Source organism: Alteromonas sp. ABV2_168, from assembly GCF_056161165.1.
Map to the genome: position 1 here is coordinate 231,398 of NZ_JBSWYQ010000002.1, position 23,579 is coordinate 254,976.

Below are 23,579 nucleotides of genomic sequence, written 5' to 3' on the forward strand. Positions count from 1 at the left end.
AATACTCTACTCAATTAACATTTAATTCTATACCAATTTGTACTATGTGAGCATCAAATTTGAATTGCTCTAAGTCGGACTTACGTTCTTGCTTTATAAATTCAACCATCACTTCCATCCAGCTTTTTAAATTTCTCCTTGCACCAATTTTTAATTCGCTACGTATATCTTTTCTATCGTTCTGAAGTTCAATGTCATAGGTGTAAAATTGAAATTCCCCATATGCTCGTAATCTCTCGGTTACCGAGTGCTCTGCGCTAATTGTATAACTATTTCTTATATAGCTTCCAACATTTAGTTGAGCTGACTCATGAATAGAACGTGCTAGCCCAATGCTTACGCTAGTAAATGTATTTGGCGACCAAGTTGAATCAATTGAATATGAGAGCAAGTCAACATCCTCCAATTCGATACCATCTTTAAACTTCTTGATACGGTATCCGGCTTTAACGCTTCCATTCAGTTTTGCAGTTGCTTTATATTCTGCTCCGATCATAAGAGAATAGTCTCTACTAGACTGATCAAAAATATCTGTATTGAGATATTCTATATCACTGATACTGGAGTCCAGGAGCAATCTTGTATTGGGCGCAGCACGATAAAAGAATTGCCCTTCAATATCGAATCTTTCTACGTCTCTAAACTTCTGTTCAATTTTTTTAAACTCTCTTTTATTGTAGTCTAAAGAATATATAAGTTGTCCCTGACTACTATCTCTTCCATAACTCTGTTTTACCTTAATTTCTTGGTACTTGTACTGGTTAAAAGTGTTCAGTCCGACTGTGGACTGGTTATTTATACCTGGCTCTTCAATCGTATCTTGATACTCAGCAGTTAGGCTCGTTTTAAATTTAACTGAGTGTTCAAAATTTGCAATGAAATTAACTTTGTGATTATTATAGTCATATTTTGAATTATTACCATCGTACTTTGAATATTCTCCAGCATATTCGAGTCCATAGGTAGATTTAACATTTCCACCATATAAACTTATATCTGGAGATATAGAAACACTTGTTCCCGATTCTTCGTCGAGGTTACGCAATATGTTACTATTATATCTCGTACTTAAATTCACACCACCAGTCATCCCATAATCTTCTTCTGCTAAAGAATCTTGAACATAAGAAAAAATCAGAAAAAGAAAAAATGCCTTTTTTTTAAAATTTTTCACAAATATTGATTTGTTTACTTTCAGTATTTTCATTTTTACATCATTATTTAATTTACGCATTTAAAAAGTTAAAACTTATTTTAACTAAGACGTTCTCTAAGAATTATTAATAGCCAATCCAGACCCAAACAGTAATTTACCTTTTACATTCTATAAGTTTCGCACATAATACATAGGCTGTTTTTCGAGAAAAAATAGTTTCTTTGTTATACTATTTTTCCAGAATTTACTTTGCTAGAGACGCTAATTCATTGCACACAGTCGAATTCATACAAAAAAGAAGATTCATCGTACGCTTGGGAAAGATGCTACACAAGTATGGTACGCCATCCTTCCGTCTGGAAGCGTATCTGTTGGAAGTGGCGACCTATTTGGGCGTTCGCGCCTCTATTATAGCGACGCCGACTTCTCTTACATTTGTTATCTGGTCCGATGGCCACGAAGATGAATATACTCACGCGGCAAGGTTACAACCTGGTGAATTAGACTTAAATTCCCTTTCTCACGTCGATGGACTGGCAAGTGAACTCCTTTCCAGTAAAGTTACACTATCTGAGGCCGACAGGCTACTGTCAGATATCGATGCCATGCCTTCTCCTTATGCAAAATGGGTAACCGGTTTCTCATTTGCATTGTCAACAGGTGCTTTTGCCATGTTGATGGGTGCAAGCTGGCCAGAAATTGGCTGGTCAGGCCTGTTGGGGCTATTGTCTTACATCTGGTATTTGTGGGCACTGCGTTCCAAACGCGTGAACATGATGCTGGAACCTATGACCAGCTTTATGGCCGGTATCGCAGCCAGTGCTATAGGCCGTTATATCGATCCAGGCATTAATATCCCGCTTATAGTTCTCTCCTCTGTAATTGTACTTGTTCCTGGTTTGGCTTTGACCATGGGGCTATCTGAACTTGCTTCGAGAAATATGGTGTCGGGTACAGCGCGGGTGATGGATGCGTTAATGCAATTATTCAAATTGTATTTTGGTGCGTTCCTCGGTGTTTCTGTTGGTTTTTCTTTGTTTGGTGAAAACATATACGTGCCTGCTGAATCGCTACCTGAATGGGGCACTTGGCTTGCGGTATTCCTGTTAAGCATGTCGCTGGTTGCTATCTTCCGAACCCGCCCTAAACACATTCCCTGGGGAGTGGCGGCTGCATTTATCGCTTACGGTGCATCGGTGTGGAGCGCGGATTTCATGGGCGCGGGAATGAATACCTTTGTAGGCGCTTTTGCGCTGGGCGTATTTGCTAATATGTTTACCCGCATTGCTCGTCAGCCTCATACCATTGTTGGCATGCATGGTTTGATTGTGCTGGTGCCGGGTTCAAAAACCTATATTGGCTTAAATTCTTTTATCTCGGGGCAAGACTTTGTCGCTGCTGAGCATGTTGGACAGGAAGTATTTTTGATATTTATGTCGCTCATCGCAGGGTTAATTTTTGCGAATGTTGTAGCACCAACTAAAAAGGCGCTCTGATGATCTTTTCGATGATTCAGCGCAAATTGCATTTCCGAACTCTTTGATGAACTAAGGCGTATCCAAATTAGTTTAATTTACGGATACGCCCATGCCCGAAACTACTAACGCTGTCGATACCTGGAACGGTCTGCTTAGCGATTTAAGCACCCATCTGCCTGATGTGCTTATCGGGTTTGGTATATTCATCGTCCTCGTGCTTATTGCAGGTCGCCTGTCTAATTTGCTGATCAAGCCGTTTGGCTATGTGTCGCAAAGTCCGCTTATCCGCTCTGTCACCCGCCGCACTATCAGCGCCCTTATCATGCTGTTTGGCTTGTATATCTTCCTTAAAATGGCCGGACTTACGGAATTCGCTGTTGCTATTGTCAGCGGTACGGGTTTGATTGGTCTTATTCTTGGTTTTGCGTTTAAAGATATCGCTGAGAATTTTATTTCCAGTTTGCTGCTTACTGTACAGCGTCCCTTTCGTATTGGCGATGTAGTGCAAATTGAATCGTACACAGGTGTGGTTCAAAAGGTGACGTCCCGTGCCACCACGCTGGTCGATTTTGACGGTAATCATATTCAGTTACCGAATGCTATTGTGTACAAGGGCATTATTAAGAACCTCACGGCTAACCCGAATATGCGCGGACAGTTTGTAATTGGCATTGGCTACGACAATAACATTGCTGAAGTGCGCGACCTCGCCATGGCCCTGTTAACTGAACACCCTAACGTGCTGACTGAACCAGAGCCGCAGGTGCTGATTGATACATTAGGTTCTGCCACGGTAAACCTGAAAGTGTATTTCTGGATCAATGTGGAAACCACCAGCGTGGTGAAAATGGCCTCTTCGCTCATGCGTATTCTGGTAGAGAGCTTTACGCAGGCAGGAATTTCTATGCCGGACGATGCCCGTGAGATTGTTTTTCCTGATGGTGTCCCGGTTCGCCAGTTATCCGGACAGGATAGTTCCGCGCAGGAACAGTCAGGGCAAAAGGGATCTGAGAACAGGCAGTCTGGATCCTCTGTGCCTTCCGTGCCGTCTTCATCTACAAGTACGTCGCCATCCCCTGCCCCGTCTGCGGCTAAACCGGAAAAGGTTGTTGTACCGGCGGCCATTGACCACAGTGAAGACGTGAGCAGTGAGAATGATGATATACGTCGTCAGGCAGAGCAGGCCCGTGATCCGGAAGACGGTAGTAATATTTTATAGAGGGAGTAAAAACCCCGCGCACAGGTCTCAATCGTTCCGGGCGCGGGAAAAGGCCTGAGCGATGAGCTTGTCAGGCCTGAGGGACTGGCGGTGAATTAACGTTTCACTGTGTGTGCTTAGCGCAATAACTTAATGAGTGTTCTGCCAAGGCGCACGTTAAGCGCACCGGCGGCCACAGCTTCTGCTGAGTTCTCTACCACTTTGGCGGCCAGAGATCCGCTTATTTGATTGGCCAGTTCATCGGTAGCCATATCAAACAGGCTTTGTGCTGCCAGGTTCTGTGCCAGCACTTTAAATAATCGCCAGCTGCCGGCAGTGCCGGGGCGTAATCCGAATACTCTTGCGATACGCCGGATGGTACGAAAACTTATCCACGCAATGGCCAGTGTCTGAATAAGATGGTTCGGACTGATAAATGCCAGGCTTCCGCTCACCACAGCTTCTTTACGTAATACTTCTTCGGCTTTTTTGGTTACAGGCACCGCGACCATGCTTTCATACAGGCCAACTGCGTCTGCTGCGGTCATATCTGCATGCAATGCACTCTGGTACTGCTTGTAACATCTGGCGGCGTAGCTGTCTTTGCCGAAACGTTGGGCGTGCTCCCGGATGCGTTTTTCAGCAACGGCGCGGTCGTCAAGCTTTGCCAGTGCGGGCAGATTCAGTGGCGTTTCAATACAGGCTTCTACCGCACGAAAGCCACGCCATTCTTTTACAATGAGCGCGATAAGCGCAGCCACAAAGCCGCCGAGTAGTACGCCAAGACCGGTAGATATCAGCGGATACTCACTGAACTGTGTGACCAGAGAGTCGATGGCATCGAACACCATAAAGCCGGTAACGGTAAGTGCACCCAGCACCAGAGTAATGACTTTCAGGGAAATTCCCTGCTGACCGTCGATATCCCATTCGGAGGTATCTATTTTTGCCGGCATCTGCTGGCTGGGAGCCTGCTGCTGCAGCGGCGTTTCGATGGTACGTGACCGGTATTCCGGCGCTTTATAATCGGTTTCACTCATGTTTAAACCTTTAACTAACGGGTTGTCAGTAAAAACTGAAACAGTTTATCCAGTCCCCTGCCGTTTAACATGCGGGGCAGATAGTCTGCGGGCACCGGCGGATACAACGCAGGATAATGCTCGTCTGCCGACATATCTTTAATACGCACCGGCAGAGGTTCGAACTGTACTTCCACATACTGTTTATGTTTATTGGTGTAACGCAGTGCACCGGGCTTGCTGCCCTCATCGGTGGCCTGAATGGCTGACACCAGAAAATGCTCGTAAGGTACCTCTTCCCGTTCGAGCTTGGCGGTGGCGCCGCCGCATACGTCTTTCAGTAACGCCAGTAATTGCGGCTTTTCAGCGTCGGGGACGAGATCGGCTTTGGTGCCCACAAATGCCACTTTGCCGATTTCCTGTTTACGTAACACGTGTTTCGAGAACCAATCCTGTTCACCGTACACAAACACATCTGCCAGGTGGCTTAAGGTTTCTTTTAACTGGGCCAGATGCTGTTTGCTATGATTCAGCCCTTCGAATAAGTCCACCAGAATAATTTGCTTATCTGCTTCACGGAAGGTACCGGCGCGGAGCGGTTTCAGCCAGTCTTGCTGAAATTCACTGAACCGTGCGTTGAATGCTTTGGTCCAGGGATGGGTAATATCACTGCTTATCTTTGCAGGCAGCGGCGTGAAGCCGGTTTCCCGCCAGTTAAACCCGCTGCCATCGAGCAAAAAACTGCCCGGTTGCAGCATGGCAATACCGGCCTGTTTCGCCTGTTTTAAATAATCACGGTAGCTGCTTGTGAGCGTGAGCATGGCTTCGGGTGTGGGGTCGCTATCGAAATCAAACTGTTCCAGGGTGTGATGCCAGTCTTTGGCGTAGAAACGCTGGGGATCGGTCATTTGCTGGGCCAGCGCGGAATCAGACCACTGGGCAAAAGTTTTGCCGGCCATGGGTAAATCGGTGATCCACTCGCCGGGATAGTCGATGAACTCAAACACCACATGGGTATGAGGAAACAGGTACTTTTTGAACTGACCGGTTTGCTTTAACCGCACCACCATTTTAAACGCATACACGTTCTCAGTGGGCGCAGGCCATTCCCCCTTTTCCAGTGAGGCAATGTGATCGTCGATGGGGAATAACGGAAAGTCGTCTACCGGCTCCAGCCACATGCTGTCTACCAGCTCTGCGGGTAAATGCTTAAGCAGCGGCAAACACTGATACTGATGTTCACTGCGATACTTCAGGATGGTCATTAAACTGGTGAACAGCATGGATTTACCGCTGCGGCTTAACCCGGTAATGGTAAAACGGTGATTTTCACGTGTGAACCAGTCGCCTGCCGAAGTCATGCCATCAAGCAAGGGTTCCAGCGGTGACAACACATTCTTCAGAAAGCTCTTCATTGATACCCGTTATTCGCAACACATACCGGTATGATATGGGGATCACCGGTGAATTTAAAAGCAGTTGTCACATTTGGATACAAATGATGCGGGATTCCCTCCCCCTCATGTTACGTGTAACATCACCGGCATAAGAAACGAAAAGAGAGACGTTATGCCTGCCAAGCGCCCTACACTTCAGGATATTGCCGACATTGTTGGTGTGACTAAAATGACGGTAAGCCGCTATCTGCGGGCCCCTGACTCTGTGGCACCGGCTACGCAGGCCAAAATTGCAGAAGCTTTAACGTCGCTGGGGTACATTAAAAATCGTGTACCGGCCATTTTGTCGAAATCCTCCAGTAAGACCATCGGCATTATTATTCCTTCGTTGTCGAACCAGGTGTTTGCTGATTTGGTGCAGGGGGTTGAGAACGTCACCGCCGCCAATGGCTACGACACCCTGATTGCTCACACGGGTTATAACCCGCAAACCGAAGAGGACAAGATTGATATGATGCTGTCGTATCAGATTGACGGACTGGTGCTCACTGAAACCCAACACACACCGCGCACCAGGCAGATGCTGAAAAAGGCTGGCATTCCGGTGGTGGAAACCATGGAAGTACCCGCCGAACCGTTGGATATGGCTGTGGGTATGAACCACGAACAGGCCGCGTATGAGGTCGTTAAGCGGATGCTGGACTCAGGCAAACAGAATACGGTTTATCTTGCCGCCAGGTTAGACAGCCGTACCCTGCTGCGGCAACAGGGTTACGAACGGGCCATGAAAGAAGCGGGGTTACAACCGGTTACGGTTTCCACAGCGGAACATTCCAGTTTCACCCGTGGTGCACAATTGATGGCGCAGGCCTTGTCGTTCCATCCGCAAACGAACGGCGTGTTCTGTACAAACGATGATATTGCCATCGGCGCGATGCTGCATTGCCGTCAAACGGGAAAACAGATCCCTGCAGACATGGCAGTAGTGGGATATAACGGGCTGGATATCGGCGGCGCAACCACGCCGGTATTAACCAGCGTGCTTACGCCCCGGGAACAAATGGGAGAACAGGCTGCCCGCCTGTTGCTGGCATCGTTGCAGGGAGAGGCGGTAGCAGAGAAGCTGATTACCTTGCCTCACAGCCTGACAGCGGGGGAAACATTGTAAGCTAAAAACCGGTACAAACTAAGTTAGTAAGCGCCAACCAACAATCTGATTAGATACAGTTTCGCGCTTTTAAACGCTCTGTTACCCGGCTGACAATTTCCTGCGGCGTGCTGTCGATGGTGACTGTTAATACATCCTGTTCGCTGATGTCCGGGCGCTCCAGCGCGTCGAACTGACTGTCGAGCATATCCGGTTTCATAAAATGCCCTTTTCTGGCAGCCATGCGCGCTAAAATCACATGCTTAGGCCCGTCGAGAAACACGAACACGAGGTTTTTATTATCTTTGCGAATTGCGTCGCGGTAGCGTTTTTTCAGTGCCGAGCACACAATCACGCCCTTGCGGCTGCGCTGCTCCAGGTTATACACCGCATCATTGATGCGTTCGAGCCAGGGCGCACGGTCTTCATCGTTAAGCGGGGAGCCCTCGCCCATTTTTTTGACGTTGGCTCGGGGGTGTAAGTCGTCGCCGTCGATGAAGGTGGCCTGCATGTCTGCCGCCAGCATTTCAGCCACGGTGGTTTTACCTGAACCACTCACGCCCATGACCACCACAGAGAAGCCTGCCGGCGGTTGTTTGCTCTCGCTTTTACTCATAATGTTGCAGCCTGCTCCACGGTTTTGGTGTTAAATAATTGTTTACCTTTTTAGCGTAACATGTACCATGTTACCGGTAACGTTACTGATTGTGAATGGCTTTAAAGCGTAATTTTTTCTGCCGCCTTTCAGCAAACGCTTCTGAACCTGTAAAACGCTGTGAATAAGAGAACGTGCTATGGATGTTGGAACCGACCCTACTCACCTGTTGCTCACCGGCCTTGGCGCGGTGGTGCTGCTGGTACTGCTTATTATAAAAATGCGGGTGCATGCATTTGTGGCATTGATCCTTGTCAGCGTATTGTCGGCTGCGGTGGCCGGTATTCCGGCTGATGACATTGTGCCGGTGATGATGAAAGGGTTTGGTGGCACGCTGGCCTCTGTGGCCTTGCTGGTAGGGCTGGGCTGCATGATTGGCAAATTACTGGAAGTCACCGGTGGTGCCAGAGTGCTGGCTGATGGTCTTATCAACCGCTTCGGTGAGCAAAAAGCCCCGTTTGCGCTGGGTGTTGCCTCATTGCTGTTCGGTTTTCCTATCTTTTTTGATGCCGGACTGATTGTGATGTTTCCCATACTGATGAGTGTGGCGGCTAAGTTCGGTGGCTCAACAATCAAATATGCATTTCCTGCAGCCGGTGCTTTTGCGGTAATGCATGCTTTTGTACCACCTCATCCCGGCCCGGTGGCAGCGGCTGATTTACTGGGGGCTGATATTGGTCTTCTGTTGCTGATTGGTTTGCTGATTGCCATTCCCACCTGGTATCTGGGCGCGTATTGCTTTGCCCTGTATGCGGGCAGGAAAACCGTACTTTCCCTGCCGCCGCTGTATAAGAACACTGATTCTTCCACATTAACCACCCCGCCGGCATTCGGTACGGTGCTGGCTGTGCTGCTAACGCCGGTGCTACTTATATTTATGGATACCGGTTTGAACACCTTGCAGGTATCCGGCGCGATAAGCGGCGATGCTTTATGGGTTGATATTCTGCGTATGCTGGGTAAAACCCCTGTCGCGCTGTTGATCACTCTGATCCTGTGTTTACTTCTGTTCACCCGGGATCTTGGTCGTGAGAAAACCGAAGCGCTTTGCGGGGAATCGCTGGCACCCATCTGCGGTGTGATTCTGGTTACCGGTGCCGGTGGCATGTTCGGTGGTGTACTGCGCAGCAGCGGGATTGGTGAAGCACTGGCAGGATTATTACAGGACACAGGTTTACCGGTGATTGTGGCCGCGTTTGTGATTTCAACCTGTTTACGGGTCGCACAAGGTTCTGCCACAGTAGCACTGACCACCACAGCGGCTCTGATGGCGCCCATCGTATCGGCCACTACTGGCCTTTCGGCGGTAGACATCTGCTGTATTGTGATTGCCATTGCCGGCGGCGCAACTGTGCTGTCGCACTTCAATGATTCCGGCTTCTGGCTGGTATCCCGCCTGCTGGATATGGATGAAAAAACCACCCTGAAAACCTGGACGGTAATGGAAACCCTGCTCGGCAGCATTGCATTCCTGCTGGCCGCGTTAATGAGTGTGGTGTTTTAGAAAGTTGCCCCGCCAGCACATTTTCTGGCATGCTAACCGCTAATTTCTGTCATCAAACTGATGTATTTTCTGCATGAATACAGACCCGTTGCGCTTTTGCCCGAACTGCAAAAGCGATGCTTTTTCGTTATCTGAAAACCGCTATATTTGTGAAGACTGTAGCTTTACTTACTTCCTGAATGCTGCCACGGCGGTAGCCGGTATTCTGGTGTGTGACGGCCACCTGCTGTTTACCCTGCGGGCGAAAGCCCCGGGTAAAGGTAAATTGGGTCTGCCGGGCGGATTTGTGGATTTTCATGAATCGCTGGAACAGGCACTCGTGCGGGAAACCCGCGAGGAACTGGGTATTCATGTTGCTGACTGGCAATATTTGCTGTCTGCATCCAACACCTATGATTATGCCGGTGTGCGTTATCACACCTGCGATGGCTTTTTTGTTGCCACGCTGAAAAAGCGCCCGGAATTTTCGCTTCAGGCCAGCGAAATTGCCGGTGTAAAATGGCTGAAACCGGGTGATATTAACCCCGACAACATTGCTTTCCCTTCTATGCGCCGCGCGGTGAAGGTATACATTGATTCTGTCAGTTAAACTGCCTGCTCATTTAAGGATAAGAGTATGAAGCGTTTTTTCCTGTCTCTGGGTGTCGTGATTGTTCTGCTTATTGGTGTACTGATATTTAACGCCATGCGTTTTACGCCACAGGAGTCTGCCCCGTCTGCAGACATTACGTTAGTTCAGCCCGACGATGAATTACTAGCTAAACAGCTTTCTGAGGCACTGACCTTTAAAACCGTGTCTTATGAAACCGGCAACCCTGACAACTACGCCAGTTTCACCGCGTTTCAGGAATGGCTGGCCGCCACCTATCCGCTGGTATTTGAAAAAGCAGAACCGGTGCGCCTGAATACTCACACCTTACTGTTCCGCCTGAAAGGTCAGGATACCGCGTTAAAGCCGGTGTTATTCTCTGCCCACTACGATGTGGTGCCTGTTAACCCGGGTACAGAGCACGACTGGACGCACCCACCGTTTGGCGGCGTCATTAAAAACGGTGAAGTGTGGGGCCGTGGCGCACTGGATGACAAAAATTCTGTCATCACACTGATGGCTGCTGCCACACACTTGCTGGAAGAAAACATCACCACGCAGCGGGATATTTATATTGCCCTTACCCACGACGAAGAAATTGGCAGCACGGACGGCGCGATTGCAGTCACCCAGTGGTTTAAAAGTAAAAAGATCACGCCTGCCTGGTCGCTGGATGAAGGTTCTTACGTGCTGGACGGTATTGTGCCGGGTATCGATAAAGGCATTGCCAGTATTAACCTGTCGGAGAAGGGGTATTTAACACTGACACTCACCGCAGAAGGTGAAGGCGGTCACAGCTCCATGCCACCACAGGATACTGCGGTAACTATTCTGGCCGCAGCACTGATGAAGCTACACGAAGCGCCATTACCCGGCGGGCTGGAAGGCATAAGCGAAAAGATGTACAGCGACATCGCCCGGCACATGGATTTCAGCAAACGGCTGTTATTTGCCAATATGTGGCTCTTTAAACCCCTGTTGAATGCTGTTGTAGGTAGCAGCACCAGCGGTAATGCCATGCTGCGCACCACCACTGCTCCCACCATGCTGTCAGGCAGCGTGAAATCTAACGTATTACCCGCCTCCGCAACGGCCACGATTAATTTCAGGCTGCACCCGCGGGATTCAGTGAAATCCGTGACTGAATGGGTGCGCGAAGCCATAAATGATGACCGGGTAACAGTGGAAGCGGGAGAGTTCACCGAGCCTTCACCGGTAGCATCAAGTAGTAACGAAGGCTTTTTACAGATGGTACAGACCACGCGGGCTGTTTATCCGGATGCGATTATTACGCCGGGCCTGACCATTGCCGCTACAGACAGCCGCTTTTACAGCGAAATAACCGACAGTTACCGCTTTGCGCCTATGGTGTTACGTTCAGAAGATCTTGGCAGTATTCACGGCACCAATGAAAAGATATCGGCAGCGAACCTGGTAAAAGCCGTGCAGTTTTATACGGCAATGATGGCGCAGCAATAAGATAAGAATACAGAAAGAAAAAGCCCGCCTGCCCAACCACAGGCGGGCAGGCTGTTAACGGGAAACTTCCATCATTAACCCGTTAACGAGCAACACAGGGTTGTCCGGTTTTACCGGCGCGGGAATGGTGGTTTGCTCTGTCCACGCATTCTCCCATTCAATCAGTGCCTGCTGCTGTGCCGCATCATCAAAAGATGAGTCAGACACCACTGAAGCACGCAGGGCTGACAAGTATTGCGACCAGCGCGGCAGATAGAAATCTTTGTACATGCCCTGCCAGGCTTTAGACGCATAGTCTTTCAGTTTAGGACCGCCCCACACGGTAATTTGCTGGCGGGCGTTCTTCACATAAAAGTCAGATTCTGCTTTGTTGTCACCGTAAGCGGCTGCATCTGACAACCAGGTATGCAGAGATTCCTGATGCCATCCCATCAGCGCATCAAGTTGCGTAACCAGTTTGGTGATTTGTGCCGTCAGCGCATCGCCTTTTTCAATGTCTTTCGCCTGATAAGCCGCCACGGCTTCCTGCAACATTAAATCCACGTGTAGTGATACTGACTGCTTTGTCACGTCCACCAGATCGTAGATAAACAGCGGGGAATCTGCGTATTCGTCAGCCAGAGACAGCAGTTCCATAATGGCTGCGTCGAGGCTGGCGAGATCGCCCGGGCTACCTTCGAATTCAGTGATATCTGTTGTCGGGCGCTTGAACAGTAAGTAAGCACCTGCTGACCCTTCCCACCAGCGGGTGGTCCAGTAACGTACCGAGTACACTCCGTCGATAAGCTTATCCCAGGCATTCAGCAACGCCGGAGACGATTTACCGTACCGCGCGTTGGCGTAGGTGGCTATCCAGCTTTGCATGTCCGGTTTTGCCTGCCAGGGTAAATCGAACAGGAACTCATAAGCCACAGAGTTATTGTGAATACCTTCAGGGAATACACCGAAACCGGTTAATGCACCTTTATTTTCTGAATGCGTTACCACATCCAGCTGCTCTGTGTAATCTGCAAAATCAGCGTAAACAGGGTCTGATCCGCCGTAGTTATGAATGAATCCGAAGATCCACGGCTTACCTTTAAAACCTTCTGTGCGCTGCCACACATGATAACGGTCGTTGCCGATATCGTGGATCATCGCTTTGCTGTCCGGTACATCTTTCAAAAAGGCTTCTATGGATTCCAGATCCCAGAACTCTTCATCGGCACCGAACATCCAGCCCTGCATCACCCAGGTAGCATCCGGCGCAGCCTGTTGAATAGACTGATAAATGCGTTTTCCATAAGACGCCAGGTCGGCGTAACGGTTGTCTCCTGATACCGGCGGCAGCATTTCATTAAACGCATCAGATAAATAATATTCATGTTCGCCGTAGGTGGCGGTGTAGATTTCGATAAAGCGTTTTGCCACTTTATCGAATAACGGATCTGCCGGGTCCAGCCAGTAGGTTTCGTGTTCGAACCCTGTCCATTTGGGCATTTCGTAAATTTTTGCATCGGGGAAACGTTCGGTGAACGCTTTGGGTACATACCCGCTGAACGCCGGAACGACAGGCTTCATGCCGAGCTCGTCCATCCGCGCCAGAATTTTTTTCTGCAGTTTGTGTTTCTTATCAATCCAGCTTTGCGGTAACGGGCCTTCATGACCTTCAATGTTACCCATGCGCTGCCAGGGCGTAAACGCAGGTCCTGAAAAGTACGTATCCAGTTCGCTGTCTGTTACACCGAACTCTTTCCACAGGGCTTGCCACACAAACTCCTGACCTTCCATTGCCACGGGGTTATTCACACCGTGCAGGGCCATCCAGTCTATTTCCTGCTCCCAGCGCGCCCAGTCCCACCAGGGTGTGGTATAGCCGTAGGCACACACATTCAGATACGCGCGCTGATCAAACGGTGTAGCGATTTTCGCCCCGTCGTAGTCAGCAAAGTGTTCAGGCATGGCCACGCGGTTGCCTTCCCAGCTTACCGATAACGCGCCCTGCTCCCGCAGATACTGATATGCACCGTATGCCATGGCAGCATCGCTGTTGCCACTGATTTCCGCCTGTCCGTCTGTCACATTCACTTCGTACCACTCAGGTTCGTTGTCGGTGACTTTGCGGGTGGAAATGTGCCCTGCCTGACCACCGGTGACCCGGCTGAGAACGGCCTGCACAGGCGTTTGCACGGCTACGGTTTCACTTTCACTGGCGCGGGATTGCTCTGCCGGTGTACCGCAACCACTTAAGGCGAACGCCACTGCCAGACACAGGGCACTGACCGGCATAGACATAGGTTTACGCATTGATTTTATCCTGTAAAAAAACGTGCGCTGCGTTAACAGGCAGCGCACACCGCGTTTTTAAAACGAGTACATTGCACTCAGGTAGTAGCTTGTACCCAGTACACTGGTGGTCTGCCAGACCGGCTTCTCATCGGTGTAGTAGGCTTCTTCATCGTTACCGTTAATATTCAGCGCGCCGAAACGCAGGTTCAGTTCTTCAGTCACGTTGTAGCTCAGTACCACGTCTATCTGATCGCGGCCATCTACCACGCGGCCTTCACGGGCAAAGAACGCATCGTTGCTGTCCTGAATATACGGGCTGCGGTGGTTCAGTGCGACCCGCGCGCTGAACACTTCATTTTCCCAGTAGCCGATGAAGTTCCAGGTTTCTTCAGAAGAATTGGTCAGTACAAAGTCTTCACCTTCTTCCGCATCAATGAAGGTATAGTTTGCTGAGAAACCGAAACCTTTGATGGGCAGCCATTCGTCCAGTCCCTGGTTCCAGCCAAGCTCATAACCTTTGATGGTAGTACCGGAGTCATCGTTGTAGGTGCTGGTAATCTCATAAATATTACCTTCATTGTCGGTACAGTCTGCTGCCGTGCCGCTCAGTGCCACACCGTCATAACTGTCCGGACAAACAAACTCGGTCACAGAGCCGTTCTTAATTTCTTTCCAGAACAGGGTTAACGCCAGGCTGTCACCTTCACCGTAGTACCATTCCAGACCTAAATCTGCCTGATCTGCGGTCATTGCCTTCATTTCCGGCTGACCCAGATCGATGGTGTAGGTAGTGGTACCGAAGGAGTTAGACGCTGAGGTTTCTGAAGCAGCAATTTGTGTATTGGACGTCAGAATAGGACGCACCAGCACTTTTGCTGCCGCAAAACGGGCCTGTACTTCATCGGTGAGCTCTAACACCAGGTTCATGCTGGGCAGGAAGTTGGTGTAGTCATAATCGATATCGTATTCACCCACCACCATGCGGATTTCTTCGTTATCCGGATTCTGCTCACCGGTAAGGTAAGTATTGATAGTCCGGTCTGTGGTTTCGTAACGTCCGCCGAAATTACCGCGGAACGGGAAATCACCTAACATGGTATCGAACTCAAGCTCGGAATAGAACGACAAGATGTCACGCTCGATACCGTAAGACGACTGGGCCGCAAAGAAGGTAGGAATGGTCACGCCCTCTGCTACCAGCGCATCGCGGTAAGCCTGAATATCCGGTGCGATCCAGGCATGCTGAATAGACATCTGATTATCGAGGAAGTCCGTCACCATGAAGTTATATTCAGACATCAGCGGTAAGTCTGCAGGGTCTGCATCACCAATGGCGAAACGGTCTGTACGGTATACTTCGCGGTTGAACTCTTCCTGACGGTATTTCACGCCGAATGCGAAAGACGTGAAAATGTCGCCGTCGAGAATGCGTTCAGCATCAAATTGCAGGGCCTTTTCGGAGGTATCCACAATCCGCGTTGCACCGTTCGGATATTCGTTACGGGGCATGTCGTAGGGATACAGCGCCGGGTCGGTGAGATCTTCATCCACATCGAAAATAACATTGCTGCTGTCGGAAATGTCCATAGTGGCAGACACGGTGGTTGCCAGAATAGCGGCTTCTTCGCTTTCTGTGGCATCACCGGCGGTATAGTGCGCCACGCCTGAGATTATCCAGTTTTCCGTTTCGTATTTAGACTGTAAGGTAAAGGCTTTACTGGTCGCGCCTTTTTCCTCGATTTGACGGTTATTTTCCAGCGTGAAATCATCTATTCTCACATTGGTGTATACGCCGTCAACCGGCTCGCCAAGCAGGGTGATGTCATCACGGTCGAACAGGAATACCTGCTGGTTTAAATCCTGATAGGTGTCGTCATCGGCATAAATGGCAGTAAACGTGGTTTCAAAGCTGTCAGTCGGACGCCACTGCACGGCACCGTTCATCAGATAACGCTTGGTTTCACGGTCGATACGACGGTAACGGGGACGGCGGGGATAATCATTGCCTTCGTCGTCCTGGAACCAGCGGCCCATCCAGAAGTTATCGACTCGGTCATCCAGTTCCTGATAACCGGCGTTCAGGAAAATACCCACGGTATCGTCAGCAAACTGATCGATATAGGTAATGTTTCCTTTCGGCGTAACATCGTCAGTAGGTGAAAATTCTGAATACTGACCTTTTACCGATGCCACAATTTTACGCTCACCGTAAGACAGCGGCTTGGTAGTATCGATATTGATTGTGCCGGAAAGGCCACCGGTGTCCATGTCGGCGCTTGGAGATTTAATCACCGAGATGGCAGAGGCCAGTTCAGACTGAATAATGTCGTAACGGAAACCGCCGGTGAAATCGGCGTTTGCCATTGTCTGACCATTAACGGTTGTCCGCGCATATTGCGCACCTAAACCACGAACACTGATCGTGGAGCCACGACCGTTAATGTTGGAAATCTGTACACCGGGAATGCGCTGAATAGCTTCAGCAATGTTCTCGGTGGGGAATTTTCCGATATCTTCTGAGGTGATGATATCGGCAACTTTGGTTTCATCACGCTTGATAGCCGCTGCCTGCACAAGGCTGGAGCGATAAGTCACGTCGATGCGTTCAATCAGGTCTTCATCTGGCGTAGCAGTTTCCTGCGCGAAAGCAACAGGGTTCAGAGCACAGAGCAGCGCACTGGCAATGAGGGTTTTCTTCGGAAGTGCATAGTTCATTTGCGTTTCCCATCAGTTCAACACTTTTATCGTTTCAGCTTCAGGCAACGTCGCTGAATATGTTTTCTTTTATTTTTGTTTTACGGTGATTTTTTCATCATCCTGTTTTCGACGCTATCACCGCGTGTCAACGTTGTCAAACATCAAAATGAAAAATTTATGACACGGTTGTTCCGGAATATCAGGAAATTAATTCAGCGGCGCAGCGGAATCCCTGACCACCAGTTCGAGGCTGAAGCCTTTAGATTCCACGGTGTGAACATCTTTCGCCTGCATCATCTTGATCACCATTTCTGCGGCGGAAGCGGCGATATCAAAATTTGGCTGATTGATGGTAGTGAGGTGTGGCCAGGTTTGAATGGAAAACGGACTGTTCTCGAATCCGGCCACGGAAACATCTTCCGGCACCCGCAGCTGATTCAGGCGCACCATGAACACCGCGCCGGCTGCGATTTCGTCGTTACATGCAAAAATAGCAGTGGGTTTATTGTCATTACTGAGAACCTGTTTCGTCATCGCCATACCCGAATCAAAGGTAAATTCGCCGTCTACGATAAGGTTCTTATCCACTGCAAGACCCCGTGCTTCATGGGCTTCACGAAAACCACGCAGGCGGCCGAGGCTGGATTCATGTGAGGCATGATAGCCGAGAAACGCAATACGCTTGTGCCCGAGATCAAGCAGGTAGTCTGTCATTTTACGGCTGGCTTCCACATCGTCCACGTGGACCACCGGAGCGAGTGTATCCGGCGCTTCTGAACCGGACAGGATGCGTACAACCTTGGCATCACGGTTCAGCAGAAAAGTAACCAGTTCACGGTTTTCGGATAACGGCGGCGTAAGAATCACCCCGCCTATCTGATTTGAGCCAATCATGGCCGCCAGTTCTTTACCCACTTCTTCGGAACGGGAGTCGGTGGGATGAATAACCAGTTCGAACCCGCGCTTGCGGCACTCTGAAATGATGCCGTTCTGCATTTCAATCACATAGTGACTGTTCGGGTTGTCGTACACGAACGCCAGTGAGAAAGGCGCTTTACGCATAGTACGAGCGGTGTGATTAGGCTGATAATTCAGTTTCTGAATACATTCCTGCACTTTGGTGCGTACTTCATCGCTGACGCTGGCTTCGTTGTTGACCACACGGGAAACGGTTTTAAAGGAAACTCCCGCTAACTTGGCCACATCCTTAATTGTCGGCTTCTTCATAGTGACTGCCATGATCAAAAAAATTCCTGTCTTTCAGGAGCATAAAGGCTATGGAGACGGCCCGCAACATTCCTGTCCTGCCATTCTTCTGTCTTATCGTATTTTATTTCATCAAAATAACATTTGACAACGTTGACAAAGCAAGGTTAACGTAAAAACCCTGATTACTAAAGAAGCAGTTGATCATGACAAACACGGCTGATAACACCGAAAAGAAAAACCGTTTATTGTCGCTGGACGTGTTCCGCGGCCTGACCATCATGGCCATGATTGTGGCAAACAGTCCGAATACCTATGGTGAGTTGTCCCATGCATACTGGGATGGCATTCACTTCGCCGACCTGATATTTCCCTTTTTCATCCTCATTGTGGGTGTGGCAATTGCCTTAGGTTTTAAGAATATTCATGCTGATTCCCCAAATCTGAAACCTGTGCTGCAAAAAGTGTGGAAACGCACCTGCATCATGTTCGCCCTGGGATTAGTGGTGAACCTGTTCTACACCCACTTCGAGCAGGTTCGTATTCTTGGCGTGTTGCAACGTATCGCAGTGGTGTATCTGGTGTGCTGCTATCTGGCGGTTTACTGCTCTGTACGTACAATAATTAAAACCGGCATTGCCCTGCTGGTGCTGTACTGGCTGTTTGTGCTGTTTGTGCCGGCCCCGGGTTTACCCGCCGGTCACCTGGAACGGGGCGAGAACATTATTAACTGGTTCGACAGATTCATGCCCGGCATGTTGTGGCGTGGTGAATGGGATCCTGAAGGTTTACTCAGCACCTTCCCTTCTGTGGTTACCGGCATCATGGGTATGCTCATAGGCCGCATTATCATCGCCGCCAAAGGTGAGTTAAGAGATGCCGTAATGCATCTTTTCTTATTCGGCTTTCTCACTTTTTGTGCCGGTTGTGTGTGGAGCCTGGGCTTTCCGTTCATCAAGCAAATCTGGTCCAGTTCCTTCGTACTGGCTACCGGCGGCATCGGCGCAATGATTCTGGCGGTGATGGTGTGGTACACCGATATTAAAGGCCACCGTGCGGGCACGGCCATTCCGGTCATCTTTGGCGCCAATGCGATTACCGCCTATGTGCTGCACGTTATTATTGAGAAGTGCCTGGACTGGGAAATAGCCGGCACATCTGTTCACGGGGCATGGGTTGAGTGGTCTTTGCAGGCAGGCTTCAGCGAATTTGCCAGTGCCACTACCTGGGTAGTGATGTTTGTGGGTATTTGTTTTATTCCCGTCTACTGGCTCTACCGCAAACAGATTTTTATCAAAATCTGATCTTACACCGTCTTTAATTCTCTATTTTATCTATCCAACAGCAAGGAACCCGTGAGTGATTCAGCAACAGTATTTTCTTGGTATCGATGGCGGCGGCACTAAATGCAAAGCCCGCCTTGAATCCCTGAACGGCGAACTGCTTGGCGAAGGGCTTTCCGGCCCGTCTAATCCTGCACAATCTGCAGAGACCGCATATAACTCGGTGAATGCCGCTGCCATGCAAGCATTAAAGGAAGCCGGATTGCCGGCAAATGCACTGTCACAGGTGCATGCCTGCCTGGGACTGGCCGGGGTGAACATTCCAGCCTACCGGGAAATTGCAGAAAAGTGGCAGCTTCCCTTCGCCAGTACCATGATTACTACCGATTTACACATTGCCTGTACCGGCGCACACGGTGGCAGCGAAGGTGCCATTTTAATTACCGGCACGGGCAGTTCTGCCTTTGCCAGCGTGAATGATGTGCATACCTGTATTGGCGGTCATGGATTCCCCCTGGGCGATAAGGCTGGCGGCGCCTGGCTGGGCTGGCGGGCAATCAGCCACACGCTGGAAGCGATGGATGCGTTACAACCGGTTTGTGATTTCACGGAAGCGGTGTGTCAGCAACTTAACGTAATAACACCGGAAGATATTGTCGCGAAGGCCCTGCACTACCGCTCCGGCGATTACGCGGCACTTGCACCGCTGGTACTGGACTTTGCGAAGCAGAATAACGCCGGTGCGCAGGCCATTATTAACGAAGGTACTGTGTACCTCACCAAAATGCTGACAAGATTACAGGCGCTGGATGCACGGCGTATCACCATGATTGGCGGACTGGCATCGTACTGGAGCAGCCAGATCCCTGATACTATTCAACGGCTGCTGAGCCCCCCATTGTGTTCCCCTGAATACGGTGCGGTTTCGCTGGCACGGCAGGCATTTAAGGAGGCCTGAATGGCACACGCAACAAAAATGGCTGCTGAAGCGTCGCAGACCCCTGACGTTTTCCGCACACAATTACGTGACAACGCAGCGCAAATCACTGCGCTGGCGGCAGCAATTAAGCAAAAAGACCCGGAATTTGTGTACATGATTGGCCGTGGCACATCTGACCACGCCGGTGTTTTCGGCAAATACCTCATTGAAACAGAGCTTGGTTTGCCGGTAGCCGCCGCAGCACCGTCGGTGAACAGTGTATTTGGCAAGTCACTGCGGTTACAAAAAGCGTTAGTGTTCGTGATTTCCCAGTCTGGCCGCAGCCCTGACATTCTGGCTCAGGCAAAAATGGCGAAGGAAAAAGGCGCACTGGTTGTTGCGCTGGTTAACGATGAAAGCTCACCGCTGGCAGATCTGGCTGATTTCTTTGTGCCCCTTAAAGCCGGCCCGGAAGTGGCAGTGGCAGCCACGAAAAGCTATCTCGCCACTTTATATGCTTTGCTGACCATTGTTGCTGCGTGCTCAGACAACCGGGCACTTCGCGAAGCACTGAGTGCCTTGCCTGACCGGCTTGACGACACCATTGCACAGGTACCGGTACTCACTGCTGAGGTACTTAAGCCTATGGAGCGCTGCGTGGTACTTGGCCGTGCATTTGGTTATGCGGTGTCCCGTGAAATAGCCCTTAAAATGAAAGAAGTACTTGGCGTTCAAGCCGAAGCGTTCAGTAGCGCAGAGTTCCTGCACGGACCGGTAGCCTTGCTGAACCGTGGCGTAGCCATTATTGACGTACACGTGCCGGATGCTTCAGCCAGTTTTCACAGCGGACAAATTGAAGAAGTGAAGCGCCGTGGTGCGCCGGTATTTCCGCTGTTAAAAGTAGATGACGAGGTGCATCCGCTGGTTGCGCCGCTGCTGATCATGCAGCGTTTTTATCTGGATATCGAAATTGCAGCGAGAACCCTTAACATGGACCCGGATAATCCGGTAGGCTTGAAGAAAGTCACGGAAACGGTTTAATTCATGGGTTATTTTGCTTCACAATTTTTTGATGGCTACCGCCTGCAAAGCAACGTGGTATTCACGGTGGAAAACGGGCGCATTGCGTCGGTGACACTTGATGCTGAGCCGGGGCAACACGATGTACTGGATGGCCTGATCATGCCGGCCATGGTAGATGTACAGGTTAATGGTGGCGGCGGTGTGCAGTTTAATGAAGCGCCGGTGGCAGATTCTTTGTTGCAGATGTCACGCGCATATCTGACTACCGGTACAGGCAGTATTATGCCTACGCTGATCACAGACGATATAGCCGTCATGTCTGCCGGTGCGGATGCTATAGCTGAAGCGCATAAGGCCGACCCTGCCGCCATTCCGGGCGTTCACTTTGAAGGCCCGCACCTGTCTGCTGCGAAAAAGGGCATGCACAGCGCTGCGCATATCCGCCCCCTGAGTGACGACGAATTTGCCCTTTTTACCCGCAAAGACTTAGGCCGGGTATTGCTTACCGTTGCACCGGAAACCGTATCTCCTGAAGACATCACCCGTCTGGTGGACGCCGGAGTGATTGTATCAGCCGGTCACACCAACGCAGATGCAGACACCTGTTTTAAAGCCTTTGATGCCGGCGCAACCGGCGCAACACACCTTTACAATGCCATGTCTGCCCTTACCAGCCGGGAACCCGGCGTGGTAGGCAGCGCGTTATACCGTGATGATGTGTATTGCGGACTGATTGTTGATCATCAGCATGTGCACCCGGTAAGTGCCACTCTGGCTATCCGCCTGAAAGGTGACGACAAGCTGATGCTGGTGACCGATGCCATGGCCCCGGCGGCCAGCGATGCTGACCACTTTATGTATCAGGGCATTAAGGTGCTGCGTCAGGGACCAACGCTGAAACTAGCAGACGGCACACTGGCCGGTTCGGTGCTGACCATGGAAGAAGCCATTCAGCATACCCGTTTTGATTTGAACATTGCGCTGGAAAGTACACTGAAAATGGCCACTTCAACACCGGCAAATTTTCTTGGGCTTTCATCAAGTATCGGCACATTACAAACCGGCTCGCAGGCCAACTGGATAGCGGTAAACGACGCCTTGCAGGTTCAGCGCGTCTGGCGTAACGGGGTTTGCATGTCGTAAGGCTTGCAGGGCCCGTCCCTTTTAATCTGAAGGAAATAATAATGACAACAGGTAAAACCTCTTCTTCCGGCAGTGCGGTATTGCTGCCCATGGCCATTATCGGCACCTTGTTCTTTGTGTTTGGTTTCATTACCTGGCTGAACGGTGCGCTAATCCCTTTTCTGCAAATTGTCTGTCAGTTATCGGGCATGGAAGCGCTGCTGATTGCATTCAGCTTTTATATTGCGTACGTCGTCATGGCGCTTCCCATGTCGTTTGTGTTGAATAAAACCGGTTACCGTAATGCCATGTCGCTGGGTCTGGTAATGATAGCCGCCGGTTGCTTTTTGTTTGTGCCGGCTGCAGAAACCCAAACCTTTGCCCTGTTTATCACCGCACAGTTTATTGTTGGTTCAGGACTGACTATTCTTCAAACAGCATCTAACCCGTATCTGGTAAAAATCGGGCCTTCTGAAACCGCAGCAGCCCGTATCTCAATTATGGGCCTGCTGAATAAAGGCGCAGGCTGGCTGGCACCGGTGGTATTTACCGCACTGGTACTGGGGGAATTCTCTGGCGTAACAGCGCAGAGTATTGCCGCTTTACCGGAAGCAGAACGGGCTGCACAAATTCAGTCTCTGGCTGACAGCCTGGTAACACCTTATATCGGCATGGCCGTTGCGCTGTTGTTACTGGCAGTCGCGCTGCGTTTTTCCGGATTGCCTGAGCTGGATTTAGACAAAGAAGATGAAAGCCTTGATGCCAGCGGCATGAGGAACGGCTCTATTTTGCAGTTTCCCCAACTGGTGCTGGGTGTGGCGGCGTTGTTTTTCTATGTGGGCGTAGAGGTCATTGCCGGTGACACTATCGGGCTTGCCGGTTCTGAGCTTGGCGTGGAAGGCGCATTGGGGCTGACGTCCTATACCATGTTCTTTATGGTGATAGGTTACACCCTGGGACTGGTACTGATCCCGCGGGTATTAACCCAACATCAGTTACTAACTCTGTCAGCTGTACTGGGCATGTTACTCGCGGTTGCCATTCCGTTTACTGACCCTGCCAGTGACAGTATTTCTGCCGTTATCTGGGGCTGGACCGGTGTCACCACGCTGCCCGATCCACTCGCCTGTATTGCTCTTCTTGGCCTGGCCAATGCCATTGTCTGGCCAGCGGTGTGGCCACTGGCACTGGAAGGTCTGGGTAAATTCACTGCCCGTGGTTCAGCCCTGTTAATCATGGGTATTGCCGGTGGCGCAGTATTGCCAATGGTTTTCGGCGCGATTGCTGATGCATACGGTGTTCTGAATGCTTACTGGATGACTATTCCCTGCTACGGTTTCATTCTGTTTTATGCCCTGAAAGGTTGCCGTATAAAGCACTGGTAACTTATTGATGCGGAGCTGGAAGGCTCCGCACCTTTCTCCTGAAAAAGTGTATTT

General features: G+C 50.1%; 18 protein-coding genes. 11 read left to right on the forward strand and 7 right to left on the reverse strand.

Features of this window, described 5'->3' with window-relative positions; all coding sequences use genetic code 11:
* Positions 1–10 precede the first annotated feature (10 nt).
* Positions 11–1,207: an outer membrane beta-barrel protein gene (locus ACXAH4_RS03945; RefSeq protein ID WP_474880803.1), complete on the reverse strand. Its 1,197-nt coding sequence runs from the start codon at positions 1,205–1,207 to the stop codon at positions 11–13.
* A 218-nt stretch (positions 1,208–1,425) separates the two neighbouring features.
* Between ACXAH4_RS03945 and ACXAH4_RS03950 the strand changes: the two genes are divergently transcribed.
* Together ACXAH4_RS03950 and ACXAH4_RS03955 are read left to right on the forward strand one after the other, a co-directional pair.
* Entirely contained in the window at positions 1,426–2,652 is a 1,227-nt protein-coding gene (locus ACXAH4_RS03950) for a threonine/serine exporter family protein (RefSeq protein WP_474880804.1), read from the forward strand.
* 91 nt (positions 2,653–2,743) lie between these two features.
* The gene (locus tag ACXAH4_RS03955) at positions 2,744–3,853 is read left to right on the forward strand and encodes a mechanosensitive ion channel family protein (protein ID WP_474880806.1); all 1,110 of its coding nucleotides are present in this window, start codon (positions 2,744–2,746) and stop codon (positions 3,851–3,853) included.
* A 116-nt stretch (positions 3,854–3,969) separates the two neighbouring features.
* On the opposite strand, the gene ACXAH4_RS03960 is transcribed toward ACXAH4_RS03955, so the two are convergent.
* Together ACXAH4_RS03960 and ACXAH4_RS03965 are read right to left on the reverse strand one after the other, a co-directional pair.
* Complete coding sequence (locus ACXAH4_RS03960) at positions 3,970–4,872, reverse strand: DUF697 domain-containing protein (protein WP_474880808.1); 903 nt, start codon at positions 4,870–4,872, stop codon at positions 3,970–3,972.
* Between the two features lie 14 nt (positions 4,873–4,886).
* The gene (locus ACXAH4_RS03965; RefSeq protein ID WP_474880810.1) at positions 4,887–6,266 is read right to left on the reverse strand and encodes a YcjX family protein; all 1,380 of its coding nucleotides are present in this window, start codon (positions 6,264–6,266) and stop codon (positions 4,887–4,889) included.
* A 154-nt stretch (positions 6,267–6,420) separates the two neighbouring features.
* On the opposite strand from ACXAH4_RS03965, the gene ACXAH4_RS03970 reads away from it, so the two are divergent.
* Positions 6,421–7,416 (forward strand): substrate-binding domain-containing protein, encoded by a 996-nt coding sequence (locus tag ACXAH4_RS03970; protein ID WP_474880812.1) that lies wholly within the window; start codon positions 6,421–6,423, stop codon positions 7,414–7,416.
* Positions 7,417–7,465: 49 nt separating this feature from the next.
* Here ACXAH4_RS03970 and ACXAH4_RS03975 read toward each other — a convergent pair whose 3' ends face one another.
* Entirely contained in the window at positions 7,466–8,011 is a 546-nt protein-coding gene (locus ACXAH4_RS03975) for a gluconokinase (protein ID WP_474880814.1), read from the reverse strand.
* A gap of 178 nt (positions 8,012–8,189) precedes the next feature.
* Here ACXAH4_RS03975 and ACXAH4_RS03980 point away from each other — a divergent pair, with 178 nt between their 5' ends.
* The 3 genes from ACXAH4_RS03980 (at position 8,190) to ACXAH4_RS03990 (ending at position 11,622) form a co-directional block, all read left to right on the forward strand.
* Positions 8,190–9,554 (forward strand): GntP family permease, encoded by a 1,365-nt coding sequence (locus ACXAH4_RS03980; RefSeq protein ID WP_474880816.1) that lies wholly within the window; start codon positions 8,190–8,192, stop codon positions 9,552–9,554.
* Between the two features lie 73 nt (positions 9,555–9,627).
* Positions 9,628–10,143, forward strand: a complete 516-nt coding sequence (locus ACXAH4_RS03985; protein ID WP_474880817.1) for an NUDIX hydrolase — start codon at positions 9,628–9,630, stop codon at positions 10,141–10,143.
* Positions 10,144–10,170: 27 nt separating this feature from the next.
* Positions 10,171–11,622 carry a M20 family peptidase gene (locus tag ACXAH4_RS03990; RefSeq protein ID WP_474880819.1) on the forward strand — a complete coding sequence of 484 codons (1,452 nt, stop codon included), beginning with the start codon at positions 10,171–10,173 and terminating at the stop codon, positions 11,620–11,622.
* 54 nt (positions 11,623–11,676) lie between these two features.
* Here the strand turns inward: ACXAH4_RS03990 and ACXAH4_RS03995 are convergent, their stop codons facing one another.
* From ACXAH4_RS03995 to ACXAH4_RS04005, 3 genes are all read right to left on the reverse strand, one after another.
* Entirely contained in the window at positions 11,677–13,908 is a 2,232-nt protein-coding gene (locus ACXAH4_RS03995; protein WP_474880821.1) for an alpha-N-acetylglucosaminidase, read from the reverse strand.
* Positions 13,909–13,965: 57 nt separating this feature from the next.
* On the reverse strand, positions 13,966–16,605 hold the full coding sequence (locus ACXAH4_RS04000; RefSeq protein WP_474880823.1) for a TonB-dependent receptor: 2,640 nt from the start codon (positions 16,603–16,605) through the stop codon (positions 13,966–13,968).
* Positions 16,606–16,794: 189 nt separating this feature from the next.
* On the reverse strand, positions 16,795–17,826 hold the full coding sequence (locus tag ACXAH4_RS04005) for a LacI family DNA-binding transcriptional regulator (protein WP_232373457.1): 1,032 nt from the start codon (positions 17,824–17,826) through the stop codon (positions 16,795–16,797).
* Between the two features lie 173 nt (positions 17,827–17,999).
* On the opposite strand from ACXAH4_RS04005, the gene ACXAH4_RS04010 reads away from it, so the two are divergent.
* Genes ACXAH4_RS04010 through ACXAH4_RS04030 form a run of 5 tightly spaced genes read left to right on the forward strand, consistent with a single transcriptional unit; the run spans position 18,000 to position 23,525 of the window.
* Complete coding sequence (locus tag ACXAH4_RS04010) at positions 18,000–19,097, forward strand: acyltransferase family protein (RefSeq protein WP_474880825.1); 1,098 nt, start codon at positions 18,000–18,002, stop codon at positions 19,095–19,097.
* 55 nt (positions 19,098–19,152) lie between these two features.
* On the forward strand, positions 19,153–20,034 hold the full coding sequence (locus ACXAH4_RS04015; protein ID WP_474880826.1) for a glucosamine kinase nucleotide-binding domain-containing protein: 882 nt from the start codon (positions 19,153–19,155) through the stop codon (positions 20,032–20,034).
* Positions 20,035–21,036 (forward strand): glucosamine-6-phosphate deaminase NagB-II, encoded by a 1,002-nt coding sequence (gene nagB-II / locus ACXAH4_RS04020; protein WP_474880827.1) that lies wholly within the window; start codon positions 20,035–20,037, stop codon positions 21,034–21,036.
* 3 nt (positions 21,037–21,039) lie between these two features.
* Positions 21,040–22,161 carry an N-acetylglucosamine-6-phosphate deacetylase gene (gene nagA / locus ACXAH4_RS04025; RefSeq protein WP_474880829.1) on the forward strand — a complete coding sequence of 374 codons (1,122 nt, stop codon included), beginning with the start codon at positions 21,040–21,042 and terminating at the stop codon, positions 22,159–22,161.
* 41 nt (positions 22,162–22,202) lie between these two features.
* On the forward strand, positions 22,203–23,525 hold the full coding sequence (locus ACXAH4_RS04030; protein WP_474880830.1) for a sugar MFS transporter: 1,323 nt from the start codon (positions 22,203–22,205) through the stop codon (positions 23,523–23,525).
* Positions 23,526–23,579: the final 54 nt, after the last annotated feature.

Coding starts and splice junctions, on each gene's coding strand:
- ACXAH4_RS03945 (WP_474880803.1), bottom strand. CDS start 1,207: ATGAAAATACTGAAAGTAAACAAATCAATATTTGTGAAAAATTTTAAA.
- ACXAH4_RS03955 (WP_474880806.1), top strand. CDS start 2,744: ATGCCCGAAACTACTAACGCTGTCGATACCTGGAACGGTCTGCTTAGC.
- ACXAH4_RS03960 (WP_474880808.1), bottom strand. CDS start 4,872: ATGAGTGAAACCGATTATAAAGCGCCGGAATACCGGTCACGTACCATC.
- ACXAH4_RS03965 (WP_474880810.1), bottom strand. CDS start 6,266: ATGAAGAGCTTTCTGAAGAATGTGTTGTCACCGCTGGAACCCTTGCTT.
- ACXAH4_RS03970 (WP_474880812.1), top strand. CDS start 6,421: ATGCCTGCCAAGCGCCCTACACTTCAGGATATTGCCGACATTGTTGGT.
- ACXAH4_RS03975 (WP_474880814.1), bottom strand. CDS start 8,011: ATGAGTAAAAGCGAGAGCAAACAACCGCCGGCAGGCTTCTCTGTGGTG.
- ACXAH4_RS03980 (WP_474880816.1), top strand. CDS start 8,190: ATGGATGTTGGAACCGACCCTACTCACCTGTTGCTCACCGGCCTTGGC.
- ACXAH4_RS03985 (WP_474880817.1), top strand. CDS start 9,628: ATGAATACAGACCCGTTGCGCTTTTGCCCGAACTGCAAAAGCGATGCT.
- ACXAH4_RS03990 (WP_474880819.1), top strand. CDS start 10,171: ATGAAGCGTTTTTTCCTGTCTCTGGGTGTCGTGATTGTTCTGCTTATT.
- ACXAH4_RS03995 (WP_474880821.1), bottom strand. CDS start 13,908: ATGCGTAAACCTATGTCTATGCCGGTCAGTGCCCTGTGTCTGGCAGTG.
- ACXAH4_RS04000 (WP_474880823.1), bottom strand. CDS start 16,605: ATGAACTATGCACTTCCGAAGAAAACCCTCATTGCCAGTGCGCTGCTC.
- ACXAH4_RS04005 (WP_232373457.1), bottom strand. CDS start 17,826: ATGGCAGTCACTATGAAGAAGCCGACAATTAAGGATGTGGCCAAGTTA.
- ACXAH4_RS04010 (WP_474880825.1), top strand. CDS start 18,000: ATGACAAACACGGCTGATAACACCGAAAAGAAAAACCGTTTATTGTCG.
- nagB-II (WP_474880827.1), top strand. CDS start 20,035: ATGGCACACGCAACAAAAATGGCTGCTGAAGCGTCGCAGACCCCTGAC.
- nagA (WP_474880829.1), top strand. CDS start 21,040: ATGGGTTATTTTGCTTCACAATTTTTTGATGGCTACCGCCTGCAAAGC.
- ACXAH4_RS04030 (WP_474880830.1), top strand. CDS start 22,203: ATGACAACAGGTAAAACCTCTTCTTCCGGCAGTGCGGTATTGCTGCCC.